Annotated in this window: 20 protein-coding genes; 1 reads left to right on the top strand and 19 read right to left on the bottom strand. The window is 68.8% G+C overall.

The window, feature by feature from the left end:
- Positions 1-18: 18 nt before the first annotated feature.
- From OHA37_RS27125 to OHA37_RS27060, 14 genes are all read right to left on the bottom strand, one after another.
- Positions 19-237 carry a hypothetical protein gene (locus tag OHA37_RS27125; RefSeq protein WP_266909180.1) on the bottom strand — a complete coding sequence of 73 codons (219 nt, stop codon included), beginning with the start codon at positions 235-237 and terminating at the stop codon, positions 19-21.
- 562 nt (positions 238-799) lie between these two features.
- The gene (locus tag OHA37_RS27120) at positions 800-1,159 is read right to left on the bottom strand and encodes a hypothetical protein (RefSeq protein WP_266909179.1); all 360 of its coding nucleotides are present in this window, start codon (positions 1,157-1,159) and stop codon (positions 800-802) included.
- A 10-nt stretch (positions 1,160-1,169) separates the two neighbouring features.
- Complete coding sequence (locus OHA37_RS27115; protein WP_266909178.1) at positions 1,170-2,081, bottom strand: hypothetical protein; 912 nt, start codon at positions 2,079-2,081, stop codon at positions 1,170-1,172.
- A gap of 8 nt (positions 2,082-2,089) precedes the next feature.
- Positions 2,090-3,940, bottom strand: coding sequence for a glycerophosphodiester phosphodiesterase (locus OHA37_RS27110; RefSeq protein ID WP_266909177.1), 1,851 nt, complete (start codon positions 3,938-3,940; stop codon positions 2,090-2,092).
- A gap of 9 nt (positions 3,941-3,949) precedes the next feature.
- A complete protein-coding gene (locus OHA37_RS27105) occupies positions 3,950-4,513 on the bottom strand; it encodes a hypothetical protein (RefSeq protein WP_266909176.1) in 564 nt (187 codons plus the stop codon).
- Between the two features lie 8 nt (positions 4,514-4,521).
- Positions 4,522-4,746, bottom strand: a complete 225-nt coding sequence (locus OHA37_RS27100) for a hypothetical protein (RefSeq protein ID WP_266909175.1) — start codon at positions 4,744-4,746, stop codon at positions 4,522-4,524.
- On the bottom strand, positions 4,746-5,834 hold the full coding sequence (locus tag OHA37_RS27095; RefSeq protein WP_266909174.1) for a DUF5047 domain-containing protein: 1,089 nt from the start codon (positions 5,832-5,834) through the stop codon (positions 4,746-4,748). The genes OHA37_RS27100 and OHA37_RS27095 overlap by 1 nt, the downstream gene beginning before the upstream one ends.
- A gap of 2 nt (positions 5,835-5,836) precedes the next feature.
- Complete coding sequence (locus tag OHA37_RS27090) at positions 5,837-7,243, bottom strand: hypothetical protein (protein WP_266909173.1); 1,407 nt, start codon at positions 7,241-7,243, stop codon at positions 5,837-5,839.
- A complete protein-coding gene (locus OHA37_RS27085; RefSeq protein ID WP_266909172.1) occupies positions 7,243-11,529 on the bottom strand; it encodes a hypothetical protein in 4,287 nt (1,428 codons plus the stop codon). The genes OHA37_RS27090 and OHA37_RS27085 overlap by 1 nt, the downstream gene beginning before the upstream one ends.
- A gap of 19 nt (positions 11,530-11,548) precedes the next feature.
- Positions 11,549-11,899 carry a hypothetical protein gene (locus tag OHA37_RS27080; RefSeq protein ID WP_266909171.1) on the bottom strand — a complete coding sequence of 117 codons (351 nt, stop codon included), beginning with the start codon at positions 11,897-11,899 and terminating at the stop codon, positions 11,549-11,551.
- A 65-nt stretch (positions 11,900-11,964) separates the two neighbouring features.
- A complete protein-coding gene (locus tag OHA37_RS27075; protein WP_266909170.1) occupies positions 11,965-12,291 on the bottom strand; it encodes a hypothetical protein in 327 nt (108 codons plus the stop codon).
- Between the two features lie 94 nt (positions 12,292-12,385).
- Positions 12,386-12,970, bottom strand: coding sequence for a phage tail tube protein (locus tag OHA37_RS27070; protein ID WP_266909169.1), 585 nt, complete (start codon positions 12,968-12,970; stop codon positions 12,386-12,388).
- Positions 12,971-13,044: 74 nt separating this feature from the next.
- A complete protein-coding gene (locus OHA37_RS27065; protein ID WP_266909168.1) occupies positions 13,045-13,446 on the bottom strand; it encodes a hypothetical protein in 402 nt (133 codons plus the stop codon).
- Positions 13,446-13,778 (bottom strand): HK97 gp10 family phage protein, encoded by a 333-nt coding sequence (locus tag OHA37_RS27060; RefSeq protein ID WP_266909167.1) that lies wholly within the window; start codon positions 13,776-13,778, stop codon positions 13,446-13,448. The genes OHA37_RS27065 and OHA37_RS27060 overlap by 1 nt, the downstream gene beginning before the upstream one ends.
- Before the next feature lie 28 nt (positions 13,779-13,806).
- Here OHA37_RS27060 and OHA37_RS27055 point away from each other — a divergent pair, with 28 nt between their 5' ends.
- Positions 13,807-14,136, top strand: a complete 330-nt coding sequence (locus OHA37_RS27055) for a DUF4429 domain-containing protein (protein ID WP_266909166.1) — start codon at positions 13,807-13,809, stop codon at positions 14,134-14,136.
- Here OHA37_RS27055 and OHA37_RS27050 read toward each other — a convergent pair.
- The 5 genes from OHA37_RS27050 to OHA37_RS27030 are packed head-to-tail and all read right to left on the bottom strand — an operon-like array spanning position 14,126 to position 17,534.
- Positions 14,126-14,488, bottom strand: a complete 363-nt coding sequence (locus OHA37_RS27050) for a hypothetical protein (RefSeq protein WP_266909165.1) — start codon at positions 14,486-14,488, stop codon at positions 14,126-14,128. The genes OHA37_RS27055 and OHA37_RS27050 overlap by 11 nt on opposite strands.
- The gene (locus OHA37_RS27045) at positions 14,488-14,904 is read right to left on the bottom strand and encodes a hypothetical protein (protein WP_266909164.1); all 417 of its coding nucleotides are present in this window, start codon (positions 14,902-14,904) and stop codon (positions 14,488-14,490) included. Before OHA37_RS27045 ends, OHA37_RS27050 begins: the two co-directional genes overlap by 1 nt.
- 9 nt (positions 14,905-14,913) lie before the next feature.
- Positions 14,914-15,897 carry a glycosyltransferase family 4 protein gene (locus OHA37_RS27040; RefSeq protein ID WP_266909163.1) on the bottom strand — a complete coding sequence of 328 codons (984 nt, stop codon included), beginning with the start codon at positions 15,895-15,897 and terminating at the stop codon, positions 14,914-14,916.
- A 29-nt stretch (positions 15,898-15,926) separates the two neighbouring features.
- Positions 15,927-16,883: a phage major capsid protein gene (locus OHA37_RS27035; protein WP_266909162.1), complete on the bottom strand. Its 957-nt coding sequence runs from the start codon at positions 16,881-16,883 to the stop codon at positions 15,927-15,929.
- 15 nt (positions 16,884-16,898) lie between these two features.
- Complete coding sequence (locus OHA37_RS27030) at positions 16,899-17,534, bottom strand: hypothetical protein (RefSeq protein WP_266909161.1); 636 nt, start codon at positions 17,532-17,534, stop codon at positions 16,899-16,901.
- Positions 17,535-17,536: the final 2 nt, after the last annotated feature.

The raw sequence follows: 17,536 nt of genomic DNA, 5'->3' as shown, positions 1-17,536 counted from the left end.
GTTCGCACTCCAGTTCTCTCACACGTCGTGGTGGATGAACTCGCGCGCCTTCTCGGGGATCGGCTCGGCGGTCGGCGGCTCCATGCCGACGGAGCGGATGTAGCCGTGGAGTTCGCGGACTCGGCCGATGAGGTAGGCGATGGCGACGCCGGCGCCCTCGAGGCGCCGGTTCTGAACTCCGGTGGTGGTCTCAAGCTCGGTGATACGCAGGCCCTGGCGGCTGATCTCGCCGTTCATTCGGTCAGTGACGGCAGCGAAGTCGTCACGCTTCTCCTGCCGTGGAGTCCGCCTCGCGGCACGGGCAGCCCAGACCCCCGTAACCCCCGTGACCACGGTTACCGCGATCGAGGCGACCGTCTCAGGATTCATGCTCATACGGAGGGCCCACTCTCTTCGGCTGGGCCGGCTCCGGCCACCCCAGCGCCACCATGATTGGGACGGCTACGCCCGTCCACACCGCTGCCGCAACCCAGCCCCGGGGGTACTCCCCTAGGAGCCAAGAGGCGAGGTAGCCCGTAGTCCATGGCACGACAACCACGACCAAGGACACGAACCCGACAGCGTCACGGCCCGGCGGGGCCCACGCATACACGAGCGCCACGGCCCCCGTGACGATCCAAGCCCAGCCCCACACGTCCAGCGGTACGCGCTGAAGCAGGAGGGGCAGGCCGCGGAGGGCGGCCTGGGGTTGGGAGATCATGCTGTATCCGTAGAGGATCCAGACCACCCCGAATGGGGTGAGGGTGGCGCCGCGGCGGCCCAGCTGACGCTTGAGCCGCCGGACCACACGGCGCCGCACCTACACGCCCGAGAGCGGCCGGGCCACCGCGGCGGCCGGCGCGGGCGCGGTGATCTGCGTCCGGTCCCACATGGCGACGACCGCAGCAGCAGCAGCGAGGACGACGGCCTGCTGCTCCGCGGACCAGTCGAGGCCGAAGCCGACGGCGAGCGCGAGGGCGGCCTGGGCGAAGCCGAGGACCGCGGCGCCGACAGCATCGTGCGCCATGACGGCGAGCGCGAGGCCGACGAGGGCTGCGGCGACGGCGTTGATGACGGCCTGCTGGTCTGCGGTCACGTTCATGCCGAACGCGGCGAGGAGCTTGACGCCGATGGCGACGAGGCCGAGCCAGAGTGCTGGCTCGCGGTTGAAAATCTTCACGGTGGCCCTTTCAGGACTGGAGGCGGGTGGCGAGCTTGGCGGTGACCTTCTCGGCGATCTGCTCGGCGAGGGTCGGGGACGCGGCGAGCTTGTCGGCGATGGCCGAGACCTGCTCGGGGGTAAGGGCTACGGGCTGCGGGGTGCCGATCTTCGCCAGGATCTGGCTAGCCTTCGCGGCTGCATCGCCGGCTGAGGCCGCCGCGGTGCGGAGGTCGCCGTAGGCATCGCGGTCTGCTCCGTCACCCCGGTACTGCCAGCCCATGAACGGGACGGTCGCCTTGTGGAGCTCGGCAAGCTGCTTGGCCTGAGTGGCATCCATGTCGTCCTCCTCGGACGTTGCGAACGCGGGCCAGCTGCCCGGGTCTTGGTGGTCGTTTTCGGGGACGTGGGCGTGGGCGTACCAGCCGCCCTGGTTGGCCCAGACGCTCTCGGAGCGGCGGGCTGTGAAGTCGGTGGGGCGGCCCATCGGCCAGGTGTCCGGGACTCCCCAAGAGCGGACCCAGGCGAGAAGCTGCTGCCAGCCCTTGCAGGGCGTATCGACGAGCCGCGCGTATGTCGTGCCGTTGACGCGGCAGTAGGGGAAGAAGAGCGTCTCCACCTGGATCACGATGCTGCCGGCCCGGTTCGTGCGTGTCCCGCCGGCGCTGTCGGCCAGGCTCTTGGAGCGGGAGTCGGCGGGCAGGAACTGGGTGATGCGGCCGGTGAACGGGTCCCACAGGATGTGGGGTGCGGCCTTCTTGCCCGTGGGGTTGCGGCCGAACCAGTCGACGAGCCGCTCGTAGGGCACGAGGTCGATGGGCTTGGCGGCGGTGCCGTTGTCGTCCCACGTGATGTGGGCGATGGCCTTGGGCTTCCCGCCGTCGGTGGGCGCGTGGTCACCCACGTCGAGGCGGGTGGCGCCGGGCATCCAGAGCTCAGGCATGAGGCCTCCTAGGTGATGGCGACGTTGGCCCAACGGGTCTTGGTGTCGCGGACGCCGAAGGCGGGGTACATGCCGCCCCGGTAGGTCGAGTTGGTGACGGTGACCGAGTTGGTCGGGGCGATATTGGTCCGGGTCACGATGATCTGCGTGGCCGTGAGCTGGATCCGCAGATGCTGCGTGGTGCCGGTCGTGATCGCGGCGGTCGCCACCGTGCCGATGCTCGTGGGTACGCCGGCCGTGACGCGGTAGACGTCGATCGTCCCGGACTGCCGGACGAGGATGTTGTAGCCGTTGCAGGCGGTGTCGGTGCCCTGGTCGTCGAAGGGGAGGTCACCGACGCCGAGGTACACCTGCAGGGATGCCGAGCTGTAGTCCGTGGTGTCGATGACGTAGTCGAAGTCCATGGTGAAGTTGCTGGCGAGCGGCCCGAGGTAGAAGTGGCCCACCGCGCCGAAGCCGCTGTTCGTGTTGATCTCGGGAATCACGGTGCCGGAGGCGTCGAGCCCCCACCAGTTGGGCGAGCCGATGGTGAAGGCGCCGCGGTAGTCGACCAGGTCGGGGATCGCGGGCATACCGTGATGGAAGGTGCCAGCCGCAAAGAGGTCGGAGGCGCGGAGTGCGGAGGTGCCGCGCACGTACCAGGGGTCGTCGGAGATGACGGCCCACACGGATCCGCCGCCCGCCAGGGCGGCGTAGGTGGTGCGCCGGTTCACGGTGTAGACCATGACGCGCAGGCCGGCCGCAGCAGCCGCGTTGATGGTGGCGTTCGTGGCGGAGGACGCATCGACGCCGAGGTAGCCGGTGCCGGCCGCGAGGAGCCCAGCGTAGGTCTGCCCGGACAGGACCCCGTCCGCGTCGAGGAGCACGGTGGGGATGCCAGCGGCCCGTGCAGCGACGAGCTCCCCCTCGGTCCACGCCATGATGCAGACGGACTGCTCCATCTCCTGGCGGAGGATCTCGGCGACCGCCGACGCGCCGGAGCCGGTGTTGTTGCAGTGCACGATGATCGGGATCCGGTTGCCGACCTCGGCGAGCACGTCGGCGAAGAGCGGGATCCGCAGGTCGGAGGGCCACGTGTTTGCGAACCAGGTGCCGGCGTCGATCCGGCCGCGGAGTGCCGCGGGGACGGTGAGCGCGGTGGCCTGCGTGCCCGTCAAGTTGGTGGTGCGGTCGACGGTCGTGTCATGCATGACAAAAAGTCCGCCGCCGACGACCTTGTAGACGTCGATCTCGATAGCGTCGGCGCCCAGCTCGCACGACATGCGCATCGCTTCGATGGAGTTCTCGGGGGCGAGGAGAGCGCCGCCGCGGTGCGCGATCCACCGGGGCCCGGTCAGGTCTTCGAGGGCATCCCAGGGCGCGATGGTGCCTGCGGTGAGCCTGCCCCAGGAGACGCTGCTGCCCGAGCCGCGGACGAGGGTGTCGCCGGCCTGGCCGCCCGCCGGGTAGGCGACGTAGGACGCCGACAGGTCCGGGAGCTGGGACTGCGGGACATCTCCGGATCCGTCGAGCTCAGCGACACCGCCGGGTGCGCCGACCGCGGAGGCGAGGACGCCGTAAGTCTCCACCTGCAGGCGGGCGATGCGGTCCGTCTCCGTGGGCAGGACTGCCCAGCGGGTACCGCCCGCCGAGTCCCACCACAGGGTCGCCGTGACATCGTCCGGGCCCTGGAATGCGAGCCTGCCGAGGCTGTCGGTGACAACGTTGCCGCCGGTCGGGGCGCCGGCGAGGGTGAGGATGTCGGTGATCTGGGAGCCGCCGGCTTTCGCCGTCCACACGGTGCCAGACCGGGCGACCTGGATGTCGCCGTCGGAGTCGGTGACGACGGATCCGCCGTCGGAGCCGTACTGATAGCGCATGACGGTTCCTTAGGCGAGGGGGATGCGGACGCCGTTGAGGCTGATGAAACCCGTGTCGGCCCCCACGTAGGTGAGGTCCCGGCTGGTGGCGACGTACAGGCGGCCGGTGGTGACGGCCAGCCACTGCGAGGCGATCGGAAAGTCCCCGCTGAGGGGCACGCCAAGGCTGGACGGGATGGTGCCGACGAGCGCATTGCCGATGATGTTGGTGGCCGGGGTGGACCGCTGGATGCCGCCCTTGAGGACGATGAAGTTTCCGCCGTCGAGAGCGGCTTGCGGGGTGGTGCCGTAGGTGGTGCAGGAGGCGGGGAGGGTGATGTCTGTCCATGCCAGCGCCGACCAGAGGGTCTTCCAGGCGGCCGCGGTGCGGACGGTGACGGATCCGGGGGTGTCCAGCCAGGCGATCATGCCTGCCACGGGGCTGGTGATGGCGGCATCGCGGGCGGCAGCGTCGGCGAAGCGCATGTTGGTCCGGGTGCTGGCCCAGACGGCGAGAGCTTCCAGGTCTGCGGGGACGTCGTCGGCGTCGGTGCCGGCCGGGTAGGGGGCCGCGCCAATCGGGGTGGTGGGCACGGGGCCTCCTAGGCAGTGGTGAAGCGGTCGATGACGACGTAGCCGCCGCGGACAGGGACGACGAAGACGATGTCGTCGACGAGCCGGTCGGTGTAGGCCTCAAGGCAGGCGGCGGTCAGGGAGGCCCCGGCGACGACGATGTCGACGGTGCCGTCCACGTTGACTGCGGAGACGACAGCGGAGCCGGGTGTGGGCCGTGAGGCCAGCGGCATGATCGCGTCGATCAGGGACATCAGCTACTCCCGTCATCGGCCTTCGTGGACCGGGTCTCGCAGGACATGGGGCCGCTCGACGACAGCGAGATCTTGTCGAGGATGTGGAGCTCGGGCTGGTCGGCGCTGGCGAGGACGACGTCGCCCGGCTCAAGAGCCGCATTGGGTACGGCCGTGAAGGACATGCCCTTCGACAGGCCAAGGCTGTTGGCCAGCAGGGATCGTGCCGCAGTGTCGGCCTGGCCCACGGTGCCCAGCAGCGGGGAGGAGTAGTGCCGTACCCGCCTGCCGAAGGGCCCGCCGACGCGGGTCGGAGACGTGGCTCCCAGGTCCTGCACGATCACCGGGCCGATCGGCGCACTCCCATTGCTGGCGTCCCCGACCGCGACGACCACGTTGTAGACGCGGTCCACGGAGGTCGAGGCGGCGGCGGTGACGAGCACGCCGCCGGCGCCGGAATCGACGGTCCACACCACCGGGTCCGACAGGGTTGGGACGTCGGAGATGACGTAGCGGCCTCTTCCGTCGGCCCACACCTCGACGCCGAGGGAGCGGGCGAGGCTGGCGTCGCCGCCGTCGATGGCGCCCCACCGGTCTTTCTCCCACGTGGTGCGGGCGACCGGGGCGTCCCGCGCGGTGCGGCGCACTACCACCGCGTCGGGGACCGACTCCAGCAGCAGGCTCTCGATCAGGTCGAGGGCCGACGAATTCGATGCCGTGCGGGGTGTCAGGAAGGCGTCGTCGATGATGACTCTCTCGCGTCCGTAGCCCTGGATGGCGATGCCGCCGTCCGGCCGCTGGGTGTCGTCCGCGTCGATGCGGAAGTAGCCCTGCGGGATGAGCTCCTGGGAACCGTCGAGGTAGTCGAGGCCGACGTCGAGCTGCAGGTAGCCGCCCAGCGTGGTGACGCCGGTCAGCCCGCGCGGGGTTTCGGGGGCGAGGGTGACCTGGCAGGTGCGGCGTACCTGGGCGGTACGGTCCGAGGTGACCGACCAGGAAAGCAGGCGTGCCTCGAAGGGGGCGGCCTGCGGCGGGTAGACGGTGGCGCGGGCCGCCGGGCGGGCGGCCCCCCGCAGAGCCGGGTCCCAGCGTGCGGAGACAGCCCACATGCTTACCCCCCGGTCGTTACCTCGTGATAGGTCTGGCCGGTCGCGATGCGGTCCGCGTAGGTCGGCCAGGTGGTCCCGCTGTCGTCGTAGGAGCGGCCCGGGATCCGCAGCGGCGAATCCACCGTGGTGGGGCGGTCGACCGCGGTGACCGTCACCGTCCACGTCCGGTGCGGGTCGGACGCGATCCCCGGCATCACCTCGGTGATCTGACCGGGAACCCAGTAGGTGTCCGCCCGGCCGTACTCTGCGCGCGTCTGCGCCAGCAACGTAGTGCCCGAGGTGAGCAGCGCCAGGAGCGTGGTCCGCTCATCGAGGGTGTCGGTCTCGATCGTGACGGTCGACGTGGGCAGCGACCAGGCATCGACCCGCATCACCGGAGACGACGCCCCCAGGACATCGAAGCGCTGCTGACGCTCCCCGTACTGCAGCTCGGGCCAGGCCATGACCTTGACCAGCATCGACAGAGCCGGATCGGTCAGGGACTTGAGCCAGACATCAAGGACAGGTGTGGGCTCGGGCAGGGTGACCGCCGCGCCATCGGAGCGCGCCCCGACCGTGCCGTCCCAGCCGATCGGATAGGCGTACCAGGCGGACGCCACACCCAGCGGCGCCTCATGGTCGTAGGCCACAGCCACGCCGCCGGGCGCCCACGCCGGATCCCCACCGCGCACCCGCACAGGCTCCGCGGCGCCCGGGTCCTGGCGGACGAAGCGGACCTGGGCAATGTCGTCCGGGTCGAGCGGAGCAGGATAGACGGAGGCCGATGCGTTCGCAGCCCCCTCCCACGCACAGCCAGCCAGCGACCCGTCGACGTAGTTGCTGGGGGCTGTCACGTCGATCTCGGCCTGCGCCGAGTCCGCCGACCAGATGGTGCCAGCGCCGGTGGCGATGATGCCGACGCCGCACCGGTCGACGGTCTGCCCGACGGCCACGGTGTAGCTGCGGGTCACGCGTACCCAGCTACCGGCCGCGGGCGGGGTGAAGGACTGGAGGCTGAGCGTGGTCCCTCCGTTGCGGAAGATCACATAGACGTCAGAGAGGCCGCTGCCCGGGACCTTCACCCAGGCACTGAAGTGGATCGTCTCGCCAGCTGCGACTGTGTCGATGAGCCACAGCGTGCCGCCAGACGCGGCGCCCGTGCTGGTGCACTCGACGCGGCCAGCACTGTGGACGCCGCCCGCCGCCTGCCAGACACGGGTCACCGACCCCACCGACACCGTGTTCGTCAAGCCCACGGTCAGGGCCGGGTTGAGCACCCGGTTCCTGATCGCAGGGGGAACGTTCACGTCATAGGTGAGGAAGACCCCCGCCCATGGGTCATCCCGGCGGGCGGTGAGGAGTCCATCCGGGGAGGTGACCTCGACAGGTGGTGTCGGCGGCGGGATGTCCGGATCGATGATGATCGGCATTAGCTTCTCCTCCCGGCTGCGCCCTGCATGGACAGGCCCCTGTCATAGGCAGAGACCTGCGAGTCGGCGACACCCTGGACATAGGCCTGGAGGGTGGGACCGTCCTGGACGACGAGGGTGACGTGACCGCCGGTCTGCAGGCCGGCAGGTCGTGCCGCAGCCCGGGTCAGCGCGCTAGCCTGCGCCGTGGTGAAGACCGGCTCCGGCCGCCCCGTCCCGTTGTAGGCGAGGTTCATCCCAGGCTGCAGAAAGCCACCTGAGTCGAACGTCCCGAGAGCAGGAGCGAAGCCGTACCGATCGGTGAACAGCGAGTCGTTGTAGCCGCGGGCTCGGGAGCCGACGGTGACTCCGTCGCCGCCCCTGCTCTCGACGTTCATGCCGGCCAGGGTTCCAGCCGTGTGACCGACCCCCGCGTTCGTTATGCCGATCATGAACGGGGAGCGCAAATTGCGGCGCCAGCCAGCCGGAGCCGTGTCCCCCTGGAAGGAGAACGTCGACCACAGCCGCCCGAGCGGGGACTGACCCAGGATGACCTTTTCGATGCCGGACATGAAGCCTGAGCAGTCCCAGGATGGATTGCCTGCGCCTCCCCACTGGTACGGCTTGCCATCCTGCGACTTAGCGAAGCCCATTGCCGCGGCCACCGACCCGCTGGCGGTTCCGCCACCGATCAGCGACTCGGCCGCCGTGACGACCTTGTCCTTGAGGCCCACGAGCATCCTCAGGGGGAGCTGACTCAAAGCCTGGGCCCATTGGTTCCCGGTGAGGTTCTCTCCGATCTTGTTCCGCAGGCCCTTCGTGGCGGCTTCCCAAGCCTTGCCGGGGTTCGACATGAAGTCGAAGGCCGTCATCACGGCCCCGCCGATCTGCTGGGCCTTGCCGGACAACCAGTCGACGACGCCACCCTCAGCGAAGCGCGGAATGCCGACCGCGCCGCCGGCCGCGAACGTGGATCCACTCTGGAGCGCCCGCTGCCGCAGGGATTCGACCACTGAGTGCCCGCCTGCGGACTTCACTTCGCGGGCGGTCCACACGTGCTCACCGTTGGACAGCAGCGCCGGAATGGAGTCCGACGTGCCGGTACCAGCACCGAAGACCGACCCACCCGTCGCGAACTTGACCTTCTCGAGCTGACCAAGCCCCGCGATCTTCGCAACGGCGTTCCAGACGGGCACGATGCCGCCGTTGTACACGGTCTCGACGATGAACTTGACCGGCTTGCGGGTGATCTCGACCAGCTGGTCCCAGGCCGTTTTGATGCCGTCCTTGGCCCAGACGAACGCGTCCTTGACTAGACCGGCCGCCTTCTGGATCTGGTCAAAGTGGGGCTTGATGCCCTTCTCGTAGAGCCAGCCAGCTTTCTCCGCGATCGATTCAAAGATCGGCTTGACGTAGGAGTTCCAGAACTCTCGGAAGCGTTCGCCCACTCCACGAGTGCCGGACTTCAGCGCCTCCCAGGCGGGGCTGATCTTCTCGCGCCACAGCCAGACGGCTGCGTCGGCGATCCAGCCGAAGACCGGCCGAAGCGCGTTCTCCCACAGCCACATCGCAGCCTGGGCGATGCCCTCGAACGCAGGCTTGAAGGTTGACTCCCAGAGCCACATCGCGATCGCGCCGAGGATCTTGAACCAAAGAATCAGGGGGACGATCACGGCTACCGCGACGATCGCCCAGAGAGTCCGAGCGGCCAGCCAGATGGCCTCGAAAGCTGGCTTGATGGCGTTTTCCCACAGCCACATGGCTGCCGTGCCGAGGAGCTTCAGCGCCGTCCAGATGCCTGCAAATGCGGGCTTGATGCCGTTCTCCCAGAGCCAGACCGCTCCGTCACGAATGGCCTTCCAGACGACGGCGATGAAGTTCCGGAACCAGTCGAACTTGGTGTACAGGAGGACGACAAGGCCGACGATAGCGATGATCGCGAGGGCGACCCAGCCCCAGGGGCCAGCAAAGAAGGCCGTGTTGAAGGCCCAGGTAGCAGTCGTGGCGAGCCACATGGCGCCCTGCCACACAAGCAGCGACACCGTCCAAAGCCGCGTGGCGATGTAGATTCCGTAGATCAGCTGGATGGCGATCGGGAAGTTCGTTGCGATCCACGACACCCCTTGGAACAGCGCGCCGAGCACCGCCAGAAGCGGACCTGAGATCGGCTCCAAAGACTTGGCGACGTCGAAGAAGCCTCCGGCTATCTTCCCGATCGTCTCGGCGACGACAGGCCCCATAGAGGCCGAGTAGGACAGGAATCTCTCGAAGGCCGGAGAGCCCTTCAGCTGCGTGCCCCACCTGGCGAAACGGCCAGTGATGGTCTGCATCCGCTCGGAAATCGAGTCCATGTGCGGCAGGAAGCCCTGAATGACGCCGGCCATGCCCTTGAAGATGCGGCCAAAGGAGATGCCCAGGCCAGTGATGGCTGGCTCAACTGACCCAGCGAAGTCCTTCTTGAACTCCAGCCACCACGGCGACTTGAAGCCGGCGGAGATGCGGTCCTGCAGGCCCGTCACAGCCTTCGCCGCGGCGAGGACGATCGGCGCGAGGCCCGGAAGGCTGTTCTTGATGCCCTCGAGCGCCCGGGTGAAGATCGGCATCACAGCGGGCTGCAGCGACTCGGACCAGGCCTTGAATGCGGTCTTGAGAGACTGGAAAGCGTTGAACGTGCCACGTGCGCTGGGAGACAGCTTGTCCAGGGCCGCCTGATACTTCGCCTGCGCGAGGGCAGCCTGATTTACGCCCCCGGCCGCCGAGGCGGACGCGGAGGCAATCTGACGCTGGGCGGATGCGATTGAGTCGGCGGCCTGGGCGGACACGCGGGCGACGTTCTGCTGCGCTTTGGCGACGCCCGCCTGTGCGTCCTCTACGCCGCGTGCGCGGTCCGCGACAGTCTCCTGGGATTTGGCCAGGCGGTCTTGCGCCTGCTTGACCACCTGGGTTCCCTCGACGCCCGTCTTGGCGGCCGTTGCCTGCTCCTCGGCGAGCCGCTTCGTCTCGACGGTCTGCTGCTTCAGGCGCTGAGTCGCCTGCTCAACCGCGAGGGCCGCACGCTGCTTCTCCAGAAGGGTGGCCTTGGGGTCCGCCTCGACTTCGCGGCGGCGCTCCTGGGCCTCGGCCAAAGACAGCTCGGCGTCCCGGACGGACAACTGGGCGTCCGCGTAGCGGCTCGACAGGTCTTCGAGCTGCTGTGCCGCGTCCTTCCTCGCCTGCACGAGGTCTTGCTGCGCCTGGGTCGACTCCTTCTGAGCGTCGGCGAGCTGCCTCTCGGCGTCCACTACGCCGCGGGCGGCCTGCTGTACCTGGTCCCGCGCCGAGGCGATCTGGGCTGCCGCGTTGCGCTGGGCGGATGCGAGAGCTTGCTGGGCGCCCGCCATTTGCAGAGCCCGTGATGCAGCCTGAGCGCCGGCCTGAGATCCCTGGCTTGTGGCCGCGGTAGAGGCCTCCTGCGCAGCCTTCTGAGCCTGCAGGGCGCCGGCGATACCGATGAAAGCGGGCACTGCCACCGCGGCGAGAGCTCCGACGCCAACGCTTGCGACCACCGCGGCCGACCCGACCGCCCCGATGCCGGCGGCCAGGACCGGGATCGCGGGTAGTACGGCCAGGCCGCCGATGGCCACCGTCAGTTGGAGAATGGCGGACAGCGCGCCGGAGGTGTCCACGTCGATGCGTACACGCCGGCCGTCGACCGCCTCGATTGCGGCGTGTACGAGGGCAAGCTGCGCACGGGCGGCGGCTGTGTCCGCGCGGACCTGCACGTTGGGATGCTGGGCGCCAAGGCGTGTGAGCTCCGCCTCGATCAGTCGGATCTCCGCGCGGGCGGCAGCCGCGTCGATGTCGATGCCGATCCGCTGTCCGGCGAGGGTCTCCATGCGGGCACGAAGGGCCTGCATGTCGGAGTCGGCCTGCGTGGTGTCCGCGCCGACCTGCAGCTGCGGCAGGCTTCGAAATGCGGCCTCCAGGTGGACGCGCAGGCTGCGGGAGAACGCTCCGCCAGTCTCCTGACCCTGCCTGGCCGCGGACGCGCGGGCCTCGCGGCCGCCCTGCGTTACTCCATCCCGCAGAGAGCCGCGGATCTCCGCAGTGATGCGGGCGGCAATCTGGCTGCCGATCTGCTGGCCGATCGAGACTCCGACGGCCCCGATTTCCTGCTGCATTGCGGGGCCGAAGGAGCGTCCAGCGGCAGTACCGGCGTCCTCTCCGGCTCGGGTGGCCGCCGGCACGAGGCCGGCGCGGAGGCGGCTATAGATCCCCTGCGTGTTGGGGATGACGTCGACCTCGACTGAACCCACGGTGATCGCCACGGGAGCCCCCTCCCGCGCGTCAGGCCGCGCCGCCGTTGATGAGTTCGAAAAGCTTGTTGGCGCTGGTCTCGGTCAGGGTGACCTTCGGCTTCCTGGTCTTCGCCCCAGGCCGCGGGATCGGCTCAGGCGGTGAGGGCCTGGCACGCTTCGACTCCGTGTTGGCGCAGATCAGCACGTACTCGACACGCCGAAGAGCGTCTATGGCCGAGGCGAGCAGAAGCTCAGACTGCGACCAGCGGCCCTTCTCCGGCTCACCCTTCTCGGCCTGCTCGTCGAGTTCTTCCTCCGGCATTGCGTTCCGCAAGGCTGTCAGCGTGCCCGATTCCGGTGGCAGGCCCTGGATCAGGACGCGCAGCCGGCGGACCGTCATCTCCCCGCGGTAGTAGGCGTCGATCTGGTCGGCGTCCCGCGGGTAGTAGTGCGCAAGATCGGCTTCTAGCGCTTCCGCGTGCGCCTCTGCGACCGACTGGGTCCACTGGACTTTCCCACCGGCTCACCGGAGGCGGCACCGGAGTCGTCCAGGAACCTGCCGAGCTCGTCGTTGGTGGGGTCGAGGTCGAGGTACAGCTCGTAGGACTCGGAGCTGAGGACATCGGCGAAGAAGTCGTCCATCTCGTTCGCCTTGAGCAGTCGCATGCTGCTCTGCCTCCAGGCCCCGGACGGGATGATCTCCAGAGTCTTTCCGCAGAGATCGGCGGTGACGTAGTGGCCGGCGGCCTCAATCTCCTGGGCCTCGGCGGGGGTGGCGTCGCTCTCGGTCATGGCGCGGTCCTTTCAGGCGGGCGCGGTCACGGTGGTGGTGAAGACGGGCAGGCCGGGACCGCGCCAGGTATCGGCCTGCCCGCCGCTGTGGGGGTCAGGACCCGATGTAGGCGGGCGTGACCGGAACCATGTCGGCGTGGTAGACGGTGTTGCCGGCGGCGTCCGGGTAGGCGGTGATCGTCCACTCAAAGCCAGCCATCTGGTCCTGCTTGTGGGTGACGTCGCTGCGGTCGCTGATCTCGCCCTCGGGGATATAGAAGCCGCGCGAGGTGTCGCCGTCGAAGATCGCGAACCAGAAGGCCCGACGGTCCGGGGACGGCGAGGCCGTCTCCGCGAAGCTGGTGAGGCTGCCGACCGGAGAGAGCTCCGCGACGGGGATGCGGTACTGCAGCGACTGCACCGTGGTGCGACTGGTCTCCCACGCCGTGAGCTTGAACGTGCGCAGGCTCTTGGTGATCTGAGTGCGGATCGGCGAGGTCAGGCCCCACGGCGTGAACTCCTGAGAGTCCTCGTCGAAGCCCTGCACGAGGCCGTCGTCGGAGATGCAGCCGAGCGGCTTCCAGGCGGCAGCCGGCTGGGTCAGCGGGGTGGCGGGAGCTGCGGTGCCGACGTCCGCGACCCAGCCGCCGCCGTTGGCGCCGATCTGAGTCAGGTCCGCGGCGCGGGTGATGTTGACCATGAGGTGGGTCTCCTACATGCGAAGACCCCGCCAACGGACGGGGTCGGGACAGGGCCGGCGCGGTCCTGGACCGGTCAGGAGACCGGGTGACTGTAGATCTCGTAGGTGGCCCCGACGCGGCGGAGCCCGGTGTTCTCGTAGGGGCGGATGCCTGGGGCGGTCAGGGTTCTCACCCGGCCGACGACAGCGCCGCCAGTGGTGGAGCCAGGCAGGGTGCCGAGCAGCAGGCCGCGAATCTGCGTGGCCCGCACGACGGCTTCACCGCGGGTTGCGGCGTACACATCGACGTCGACAAGGGCCCGGTCCAGCCGGAACCCATCGTCGTCACCAGCCGCGATCCGCTCGACCTGAACCGTCGGCAGCTCGGCGAGCAGGTCGTTGTCGAGCTCGTCGCGGACAACAACGCCACCGCCGAGCTGCGCCTGGAGCCACTGAATGACGAGCAGCTCAACGTCCACTGAGCCGACGGCCGCCATCAGTCGCCTCCGGCCTGGGCGGCCCGCAGCAGCACGTGGTGGGCGTGGACCCTCTCGGTTCCCCACTCCACCCAACGAGCCCAGTAGACCGAGTTCCCAACCACGCCGACCGGACGTTTCTTGCGCGACCGGCCGATCGCCTTGCGCTCCACCTTGGCGTACCAGGAACGCTTGTACTGGCCGGGGTGTGGGTCGCCGGGACCGCCGACGGGCGAGGTGCCCTCGGCGACGCTCTTGATGAGTTCCGCGCGCCGCAGCATCTCTGCCGCGATCTCAGGCGAGTTCAGCAGCTGCCCAACGCCGCGGTTGGACATCTTGAATCGGGCGGCCATAGCCTCACCTCCTCAACTTGGGGGTGGCATGGAAGTCAAGGGCGTGCTGGGCAGCGTCAGCTTCGATGGTGAGTGGATCACCATCACGAAGACTCCGATCGGATCGCGGCCAGCGCCGACGAGGATCCGAGCAGCCGACGTAGTCGCGACGCGATACAAGCCGGGGCGCCGCCTCTTCTACGGGTACGTCCAGTTCGTTCTTCCCGATAGCGGGCCCCGTGAGGAAATGCCGCTGGGCTCGCTCGTTGGTGGTCGACCGCCCTACGAAGACCCGTACAGCCTGTCGATCCCCCACAAAAGCAATGACGCCGCACAGAAGCTGATGACCTCCGTCGAGCAGGCCCGACCTAGCCGGTAACCCTGTCGGCGGCGAACTGCAGAACGCCGGGCAGTCCTGTGAAGGGGCTGACGCCCCAGTCGCCGGGGTGGCCAGTGATCTCGCAGACCTCGCCTCGGATGCGGACCTGGTCCGTGGTGACGATGTCGGTGCCGTGCGGGGCGTACACCGTCCAGCCGACGATGACGGTATCCCTGGCTTGCTGCTGGTCCCCGCCGACCTGCGGCGTCTCAGCGCGGGGTGTGACGACGCAACCCGCGAAAGGCGTCTCGGTCAGGGTGCCGGGGAGCGGCTGCCCGCGTGGGTCCCGGCCTGGGGAGGTGCCGCGGCGAAGTCGGACCACCGTCTCGCCGTAGGGGTACGGGGCGGGCACTACACCCAACCCCAGCCCGGCTCATACTCCAGCCCGGGACCGTAGGAATCGTCAACCGGCCAGGTCGGCGACGGAGTCGCAGTCACTGGCGTCGGATCCACGGTGAATGCGCCGCCGCGGCCAGCCAGCGACTTCAAGGCGGCCTTGTCGGCCTTGGTGAGATACAGGCCGCCACTGCCCGTCGGACGCTGGACAGACATCGGGCCGATCGTCTCGTATGACACCTGCTGAGGATTGACGTAGGCGCGGGCCGCAACGGACAGGACAACCGCAGTGGCCTCGTCCGGCAGCGGCTTGACGACCGACTGCGCCAGCGCAACAGCCTGCTCGATCAGCAGGTCAGCTCGGTCGCCAGCGATCTCCTCCAGTCCCAGGTAGAGGGCCAGCTGTTCGGCGGTAGGAGGGACGAACGCCATCGGATCCTCCTAAGCCAGAGCTTCCACGGCGTCGCACCAAGTAGCCAGGTCGGGAGTCGGGTCCAGCTCGGCAGAGCGAGCCTTTGCCCGCTTCGCGACGAGCCCGTACTCGGTCTTGCTGGTCAGGAGTTTGCGGATGGCCATCTCGTAGCCGTCGGCATCGTGTAGGTCGATGAAAACGCCAGCCTCACCCAGCGACTCGCACAGCCCCGGCGTGGGGTGGGCGATGACCGGGATGCCGCTGGCCATGGCCTCGACGCCGGCTCGGCCCCAGGATTCGTAGGACGACGGCATGAGCAGGATCTTGGTCCGGCTGTAGACGGCGTCCCTCATCTCGTGGCCGCACATGTGGTCGATGACCTCGACATTCGGCAGGTCAGGGACGATCTGCTCCCCGTAGGCGCCGACGACCGCCAGGAACTCAACGTCAGGCATACGTCGGGCGAGCTTCTCGAAGAGCGCCCCGCCCTTCTCCAGGTTGAGGTTGACCAACGTCACCTTGGAGCCGGGCTTCGTCCGGTACTCAGCGGCGAAGACTGGCGGTCGGACGATGACGTCCCGCGCCGGCCGGATGCCCTTGGGATACTCGGCGAAGAACAGCTCGGCCTCGCGCTTCATCCACTGGCTGTTGTAGACGGCCAGCTCGCAGCCCCCGGCCATCTCGCGGAAGGACTGGCGGTGGGTGTTGTGGCAGATGACCGCCAGCGGCTTGCCGTAGCCGCGGGCCAGCGCTCCGGCCGATGGGACGTTCTCCAGGTGGGAGACGACGACGTCGGCCCTGCGGATGGCGGACGCAGCGTCCAGGCGGGACTGAAGAGGCACCACCTGGACGCCGTCGAGGTCGTAGTCGGCCTTGTCGTCGGTGTAGCGGGACAGCCACACCGACACGTCGTGACCTCGCTCGACGAGCGCGCGGAGCTGGGAGTGGACCATCCACTCCGCTCCGGCGTTGTGGCGCGGCGGGTAGCCGTGCAGCCGGGCGACGATCCGCATCGGCGCCCGGCCACCCTCCACGCCCGGCATCAGGAGGAGCCGCCGGCCGCCAGGTACTTGACGAAGGCCTCGACGTCGCCGAGAACGAAGCCGTAGTAGGCCTCCGCCAGCAGGAGAACGAGGTTCTCCTGGAAGGCGGAGTGCACGCCGCCTTCCTCGTCGATGTACGTCGCCTCGCGGGAGATCTTGACGGTGATGTCCATGCCGACGCCGTAGGCCGTCTGGGACCAGTCGCCACCGATGCCGCGCAGGCCCGTGTCGATGGTGCCCGTCTGACGGCGGAGCTTGCCGGAGACGGAGCGGGAGTAGGCGACCGGCTCGCCGATCAGAGTCCCAGCCAGCGCCGCGCCCGTGCCCGGGACCGTGGTGTCGACGAAGATCGGTCGGCCCGTGGTGTCAGTCGCACCGAGGAGCTTGGGCTTCATCCGGTGATCCAGGAGGGTACCGGTGTAGTCCCAGTCGTCATCGACGGTGTCGTTCATGCCCTTGACGATGTCGCCGTAGATACCGCCGTTGGCCTGGCTGGTGCCCCCGATGGTGACGCTCTTCGAGGTTTCCGCCAGGTAGTCGGGGAACGGGCCGGTCGCACCCTTCATGGTCTTGCCGTGGATCGCGGCCCGGTCGAACGCCCGGGAGAACGCGGTAGGGAGGTCGTTCTGCAGCTGCGTCCACAGGCCGGCGGCATTGGACTGCACGACCTCCATCGCGACCGGGATGAGGACGGCGATCTTCTTGCCGCTCATGGTCTTGATGTCGACGCCGCCGGTACCAAGCGGCTTCCGTCCGGCCTGGTCAACCCAGTCGGCGGTCGGGACGTCCAGCGGAACCGGGATGGCGGTTGTCGCGGACATCGACAGGGGAATGCGTCGCGAGAGCGCCATGACGGCGCTCTGCTCGACCGACTTCTCGAAGATCGGGCCGGTCAGGGTGGGCGGGAGGAACGTCGCATTGACGTCGCTCAGCTTGATGGGTGCGGTCGCAACCATGGAGGGCTACCTCTCTCAGTGGCCCTTCAGGGCCTGCTGCATGAGTCCGGCGAAGACTTCGCCGGGGTCGGAGGGGGTTCTGTTGCCGTTGCCCGAGGAGCCCTGGGTGCGGTCCGGGGCGGGGCGGCGTGGGCCGCCCTCGTCGGGACGGGCCCAGTGGGGCTTGCGCTTGAGGAGTTCCGCGAGGGCGTCCTTGATGGCGTCCGTGTCGATGGCGCCGTCCTCGTCCACGTAGGCGGTGAGGTCCAGCGAGCCGACTGCGTCCTCCGGGTCAGCGAAGTCGCGGGCCAGGGCCTCGACCTTGGAGGCGACCGCGGCACGGATAGCCTTCTCGGCCCGCTCCCGCTGAGTGGCGAGCTGGTCGGTGAGCTGCTCGGCCTCGGTCTTCTGGGCGTCTTCGAGTTCCTTTGCCTTCGCGGCGAGTGGCTCGAGGAGCTTCAGACGGTCACGGAGGCTTTTGGCTTCGCTGTTGGCCTTCCGGATCTTGGCTTCGGCGCGCGCCCGGTCGAAGGGCTCCTCTTCGGCGCCCGCAGCCTCCAGGGCGATGTCGGGCTCCTGCGGGTCCTCGACGGACTGCTCGGTCTCCTCGTTTTCGGGCATGGTGAAACGGCCCTCCAGGGGCTGAGAGAAGGCCACCTCCAGGGCGGCCATGG

The sequence above is a fragment of the Streptomyces sp. NBC_00335 genome (assembly GCF_036127095.1).
GTDB lineage: Bacteria > Actinomycetota > Actinomycetes > Streptomycetales > Streptomycetaceae > Streptomyces.
The sequence above is the reverse complement of the archived record's forward strand: the minus strand, read 5'-3'. Positions and strand labels throughout refer to the sequence as shown.